Annotated in this window: 2 protein-coding genes; one reads left to right on the top strand and one right to left on the bottom strand. The window is 68.8% G+C overall.

What is annotated here, in order from left to right; all coding sequences use genetic code 11:
- The coding region (locus FJY88_14335) for a class I SAM-dependent methyltransferase (protein MBM3288505.1) at positions 1–564 on the bottom strand (564 nt) is incomplete at its 3' end.
- A gap of 94 nt (positions 565–658) precedes the next feature.
- Between FJY88_14335 and FJY88_14330 the strand changes: the two genes are divergently transcribed.
- Positions 659–1,518: glycosyltransferase family 4 protein (locus FJY88_14330; GenBank protein MBM3288504.1), on the top strand; the 860-nt coding region annotated here is incomplete at its 3' end.

The raw sequence follows: 1,518 nt of genomic DNA, 5'->3' as shown, positions 1-1,518 counted from the left end.
CAAGGCCCTCCGGACCTGGACCAGGAGGGGAGCGAGAGAGGCGATATGGTGAAGCCCGTCCCAGCAGACGATCCTGTCGTATCTCTCCTCTTGAAGCCGGAGGCTGTTGAGATCGCCGACCTCGTGCTCGAGAGGGCCCAGCGCCTCTCCGCCGCGGCGCAGCCGCTCGGCATATTCCCTGGCGCTCTGGATCCGTCCGGGCGAGAGGTCGATGCCGCGGACGCTGTGACCGGCGCGCGCCAGCTCGAGCGAGAGCCAGCCGCAGCCGCACGCCAGTTCGAGGATCTCGAGGCCGGGGGGAGAGCAGGCCCGGAGCATCCTGTCGAGGAACGGCCCGCGGGCGATCGCCTCGACCCGGGGATCCTCCCAGAGCTGCTGCGGGGATGCGGCGCGCATCCTCGTCCGGTGGTCCGGCTGGTCGGGGCTCTGCCGGACGCTCCAGAAGGCCGCTTCATCATCCGCGTGCTGCGGGCCGATCATGCTTCGCTCCATCTCTCCGGTTATGGTGGCGCATGCGGAGGGAAGAGGGCAACGATCCGTGTCGGTTGCGGGCCGACCGACCATCGCCTAGTCTACGCCTGCGGTTCGATCGGAGACGAGAGCAGGGGAGAGGATGGAGTCGGGATGACGGCGGTGGTCGGATGAGCGCGGGATCGGGATGTCGGAGGGATCGGTGACTCCGACGGCAGGCTCGGGACGGCGCTTCCTGATCGTCTATGCCGAGCCGTCGTTCTGGAGCATGGGCCCCGGGATCGGGGCGGGATCCTTCTCGCGCACGCCGCGCGCCCTGGCGGAGAGGGGCCACGAGGTTCACATCGTCCTGCCCGCCGAGAGAGGGATGCCGGGCGGCGAGGAGGAGTGGGAAGGGATCAGACTCCACCGCTTCCCCACGCGGTGGTCCTTCCATCCGGGGGTCGCGGCGCTTCCGATCCGCCTGGGGATCCGCATCGCGTCCTACCTGGCATACCGGTCGATCGGCACACGGACAGCGCTCGAAGTCGCCCGCAAAGTGCGGCCGGATCTGGTGCTTTCGTTCGGCGCCTACGAGGCCCCGGTCGCGCGCCGCGTGGCGGAGGCTCTGGGCGTCCCGAATGTGATTCGCATCTTCGGGACGAGCCTGTCCCTCAGCCTCGACGATCCGATCCGGTTTCGCCTCAACTTCCCCGAAGTGATCGCATTCCGCACCCCATGCGCGAAGCTCATCCTCACCAACGACGGAGCCAACGGCGAGCTGGTCGCCCAGAGATGCGAGGTCCCGCCGGAGCGGTTCGTCTATCTGCGCAACGGACTGGACTTCTCTCTCTTCTCGCCCGGCCCGCCGTCGCGAGAGATCTTCGACCGCCTCGGCGTGCCTCCCGGCACGCCCCTCCTGATGACGGTGACCAGGCTCGCGTTCGAGAAGAGGCTCGAGCGGGTGATCGAGATGATGCCCGCGCTGCTCCGGCGCGTGCCGTCCGCCGTTGCCGTTCTGCTCGGCGAGGGTTCCGAGAGGCGCCGTCTGGAGAAGGCGGCGGAGAG

It is taken from the genome of Candidatus Eisenbacteria bacterium, assembly GCA_016867495.1.
Lineage (GTDB): Bacteria > Eisenbacteria > RBG-16-71-46 > CAIMUX01 > VGJL01 > VGJL01.
This window is presented reverse-complemented; position numbering and strand designations above follow the sequence as displayed.